The 4714-nt window shown below is 63.9% G+C and carries 5 protein-coding genes; 2 read left to right on the top strand and 3 right to left on the bottom strand.

Annotated features, from left to right (window positions below; translation table 11 throughout):
* On the top strand, window positions 1–427 hold a 427-nt coding region (locus ACRDUX_RS21670; protein WP_526416357.1), incomplete at its 5' end, for an NAD(P)H-dependent oxidoreductase.
* 276 nt (window positions 428–703) lie between these two features.
* The gene (wrbA, locus tag ACRDUX_RS21675) at window positions 704–1366 is read left to right on the top strand and encodes an NAD(P)H:quinone oxidoreductase (protein ID WP_526416359.1); all 663 of its coding nucleotides are present in this window, start codon (window positions 704–706) and stop codon (window positions 1364–1366) included.
* Window positions 1367–1446: 80 nt separating this feature from the next.
* Here wrbA and ACRDUX_RS21680 read toward each other — a convergent pair whose 3' ends face one another.
* From ACRDUX_RS21680 to ACRDUX_RS21690, 3 genes are all read right to left on the bottom strand, one after another.
* Entirely contained in the window at window positions 1447–1644 is a 198-nt protein-coding gene (locus ACRDUX_RS21680) for a hypothetical protein (RefSeq protein WP_526416361.1), read from the bottom strand.
* A gap of 8 nt (window positions 1645–1652) precedes the next feature.
* The gene (locus ACRDUX_RS21685; protein ID WP_526416363.1) at window positions 1653–2156 is read right to left on the bottom strand and encodes a hypothetical protein; all 504 of its coding nucleotides are present in this window, start codon (window positions 2154–2156) and stop codon (window positions 1653–1655) included.
* A partial coding sequence (locus ACRDUX_RS21690) for an MMPL/RND family transporter (protein ID WP_526416365.1) occupies window positions 2153–4714 on the bottom strand: 2562 nt, incomplete at its 5' end. The genes ACRDUX_RS21690 and ACRDUX_RS21685, both read right to left, overlap by 4 nt.

Below are 4714 nucleotides of genomic sequence, written 5' to 3' on the forward strand. Positions count from 1 at the left end.
GGATCTGACTTGGGCTGACGCGGTATTATTCGGCACACCAACACGATTCGGCAATGTCTCTGCACAGCTCAAGCAGTTTCTGGACACGCTGTCGGGGCTGTGGCATCAGGACAAGCTCTCCGACAAGGTCTACAGCGGTTTCACCTCGACCGCCTCCACCCACGGCGGACAGGAATCGACGCTGCTAGCTCTCTACAACTCGATCTATCACTTCGGCGGCATCATCGTCACCCCCGGTTACAAGGGCCACACCGGTGACTCTGAGCGCAATCCCTACGGCGCGAGCCATGTCACCGGCGAGGACGGCTCGCGCCCCGTCGACGACGCCTCCCGCCGGGCCGCACACTTCCAGGGGGAACGCGTCGCCGGCATGGCGGCGGCGCTGCGACTCGGCCTGGCCGACCCCTCCCTTCCCACCCTGGCCTGATGCCGAGGGCGCAGGGTCCCGGTCGTGAAGGAACCGGGCGAACGAACGACCGCACCCGAGCCCTGTGCTCGGCACCAAGTAGTCCCGCCCGACATGCGGAGGCCGACCGCGACGCCGGCGAGCCGACACCACCGTGTGAAACCGCCGGTCGCAGGGGATTCGCCGCCGAGCGGATTCCTCGACGATATGGAGCGGCGACGTCGTTGCGTGGCCCGAGGGACGGCAGCACGAACACGCGACCGACTCGAACCCAACGCCAAAGAAGGAAAACCGACCATGTCCCACCACGCCAATGTCACGATCGTCTATTACTCATCGACGGGCACCATCCACAAACTCGCTGAGGCAGTGCGCGACGGAGCAACTGATGCGGGAGCGACGGTGCGATTGCGCCAGGCGTCCGAAACCGACCCCATCGAGGCCATCATCGGCCATCGGACGTGGATGAGGCACCGTGCCGCGACTGCTGACGTCCCTCACCCCACCCACGACGACGTGCTGTGGGCAGATGCCGTCGTCTTCGGCAGCCCAGCGCGATTCGGCAACATGGCCGCACAGCTCAAACACTTCATCGACGGACTTGCGGGGCTGTGGCATCGTGACCTGCTCTCGGACAAGGTCTACAGCGCCTTCACCTCGACGGCCTCGCTGCACGGCGGACAAGAATCCACCCTCCTTGCGATGTACAGCAGCGTCTTGCACTTCGGCGGCATGGTCGTCACCCCCGGCTTTCTCGGTGAAGTCGACGAGTTCGTTCGCAATCCCTATGGCGCATCACACTTCACCCGCGTCGACGGCTCGCGCCCGGTCGACGACGCCGCACTCGCGGCCGCGCGGATGCAGGGTCGCCGCGTCGCGACGATGGCAGCGGCTCTGCGGGCCGGGCGACGATCGACGCTGATGAGCCACCCGCACTACGAACCAGCCGGACAGCCGTGATCGTCGCACTGCACGCACCAGCCTCTGCGGGTGAGCACTGCAGGAGCCCGGTACCCACAATCGCAGGAGAATTCGTGAACTCAGCGATGCGTTCCCGTGGCGATCGTGATCGACGGAGCCGCCATCCTTTCCGCCGGGCTGTGCGGGGGGCGCGCCGCGCCGATGCCGCCGACGTCCAGCAGATGGCCGTCGACCGCATCCACTGGTTCTTCTCCCTGGATGCCCTTGCCCGGCGCCCGCGGGCTACTCGGACAGTGGCTGGTGACGAACCTGCTCAATCCGACTATCAGGATCTGGCTGATGAGCTGCCCGCGGGGTCCGGGCTTTCATCGCGGCGACCCCACCACACGCCTCGGCGGCTTCGAGGTCCAGTCGGCAGGCGTCTCTTCAAACGCGCACTTCTCAGTAGTTGAAGGGCCACGTTCACGGCGGTGAACATGGGAATCACCCCGAGAAAGGTCCGCTCCGACGGCGTGGCCCCATGCAAGTGCTCGAGACTGCCGAATACGTAGAAGCAACCGATGCTGAAGATGGCGGCCGGGATGGAATACGCCATCAGGGACCGGCGCCTGGCTATGACGTGCGTGGCCACGGCGATTTCATCGTCGGACAGCGGTTCGCGTTTGCGCAACTTCTTCAAGACCGCCGGTGCTGCCGCGACCTTCTCGCCGCCCGCCTCGGCAGGTCGGGTCAGTGACCGTTGTACGAATACGAAGGCGAGGCAGGCGAATACGGCGACGGCGACGAGGGAACCGATCGTGAGATAGCCGAACAGGGCCGTTTCGATCATCGATTCACTCCCGGGAAGTCCGTGGGCACTCGTAGCGGCCGGGTCCGCACCAGGGTGGGCCACCAGAACCATGGTCCGAGGATCCGCAGCAGGCACGGCACGACGAAGGAACGGACGACCAGCGTGTCGAGCAGCAGACCGATGCACACCGTCGACCCGACTTGCCCGATGGTCCCTAGGTCGCTGATGAGCATCGCCAGCATGGTGAACGCGAACACCAGTCCAGCCGAAGTCACCACCCCGCCGGTGCTTCCGAGCGCGCGGATGAGCCCGGTGTGCAACCCGGCTCCGACCTCTTCCTTGACCCGGGCGATCAGCAGCAGGTTGTAGTCCGATCCGACGGCCACCAGGATGATGAAGGTGATCGGTAGCACCAGCCAGTGCAGGTGGAGCCCGACGAGGTGCTGCCAGACCAGGATCGACAAGCCGAATGCACCAGCGAAGGAGAACGCCACCGTGCCGGGAATGACGATGGCGGCGATCAGGCTTCGGGTCAGGATCAGCATGATCAGGAAGATGAGGACGAAGGCGGCGATCGCCACGATGAGCAGATCGGCTGCGGCGAGTTCCTTGATGTCGTTGTCGTTGGATGCCGCGCCGCCGATGTAGACCTTCGCGCCGGCCAGTGAGGTCTCCTTCAGTGCGATCTTCACGGCGTCGGGGAATTGCTCGACGTGTTCAATGCCTTCGGGGCCCATGGCGTTGCCTTCGTGGGTGATGATGAATCGGGCGGCCTTGCCGTCCGGGGACATCATCAGCGCGATGTCAGTCTTGACGTCGTCGTTGTCGAACGCTTCCCGCGGGATGTAGAAGAAGTCGTCGCTGCGGGACTTGTCGAAGTCGTTGCCCACGTTGATGAGATCGTCGAAGGTCTGCTGAGTCTGGGTGGATTGCAGATGTGCGGGTCCGTAGGAGTTGACGACGATGGCCTGCAGTGCCTGGGAGTTGTCCAATGTGATCTTCAATTGGGAGATCAGTTGGGGCAGCAGCGCATCGACGGCTTGCAGATCGGTGACGGCGTTCCCGATCTGCTCAGTGAGGGCGTCGATGCCGTCGAGCCCGTCGAACAGTGACCGGAACGCCCAGCAGATCGGGATGTCGTAGCAGTGCGGCTCGAAGTAGAAATAGCTCTTCAGGGGCCGGAAGAAGTCGTCGACGTTGGAGATGTCCTGGTTGATTTCGTCGGAAACCGCCTGCAGGTTCTCCAGAGTGACCACCGTTGCATCCAGATCGCGGGACAACTGTTGGACGAGATCGATGGTCTTTCCCAACGCTTCCACGCTGTCGGCCTGGATCTTGGCTTGCTCGTCGCTGTTGGCGTTCTGCTGCTGATTGAACGGCAGCTGTTGACCGCTACCGCTGCCTTGGGTGGTGAATAGGTAGGGGATGCTGGCGTGCTCCAGTGGTCTGCCGAGGGGTCTGGTGACGCCTTGCACCATCGCGATGCCGGGCAGCCGAATGAGCGCCTTGGCCACCCGGTCGAGTGAGATGAAGTCCGCCGAGTTGCGCATGTCGTGGTCGGTTTCGACCATCAGCATCTCGGTGAACAGCTTGCTCTGGGGGAAGTGTCGATCCGCGGCGGCGAATCCCGCATTGGCCGGGGCTCCGGGGGGCTGGTAGGTGCGGTCGTCATAACTGACCCGATAGGTCGGCACGAACACCGCCCCGACCATGACGACGGCGCAGCTTGCCGCGAGGATCGGCACCGGCCAGCGCACGACGCTGGCCCCGATGCGCCGGTACAGGTGCGCCTTCACCAGTCGTTTCGGGTCGAAGAGCCCAAAGAGGCTGCCGACGGTCAGGATGGCCGGGCCGAGTGTCAATGCGGCCGCGATGGTGAACAGCATGCTGATGGCGACGGCCGGTCCCATGGTGTGGAAGTAGTTCAACCGGGCGAAACTCAAGCAGAATCCGGCGCCGGCGATGGTCAGACCCGAGCCGATGATGATGGGCGCGACGCCCTTGTAGGCGGTGAAGTAGGCTTCTTCGCGGCTGTCGCCGGCTTGGCGGGCCTCCTGATAGCGGCCCATCAGGAAGATGCCGTAATCCGTTCCGGCGCCCAGGGATAACGCAACGACGATGTTCACCGCGAACGACGACAGTTCGATGTAGCCGAGATGGCCGAGGGTGGCGATGACGCCCTTGGCGACTAGCATCTCGATGAGCACCGAGGCCAGCGGCATGAAGACCGTGGACACCGAGCGGTAGACCAACAGCAACATCCCGATGATCAGGAAGATCGTGACGATCGTGATGTTGTTCAGGCTCGAATTGGCAATCGACACGGTGTCCGACGCCAACGGCGCCGCACCGCTGACGTAGGCCTTTAGCCCTGGCGGGGGAGGGTGCCTGGCGACGATGTCACGGATGGCGCCCACGGATTGGTTCGCCTCCATCTGACCGCTGTTGCCGGCAATGCGCAGCAGCACGTAGGCCGCCTTGCCGTCGTTGCTCTGTGCTCCGGCTGCGGTGATCGGCTTGCCCCACAGATCCATCACGTACTGCACATGCGCGGTGTCGTGCTTGAGGCTCTCCATCAAATCGTCGTAGAACCGATG

This window comes from Mycobacterium sp. (assembly GCF_050701675.1).
Lineage (GTDB): Bacteria > Actinomycetota > Actinomycetes > Mycobacteriales > Mycobacteriaceae > Mycobacterium.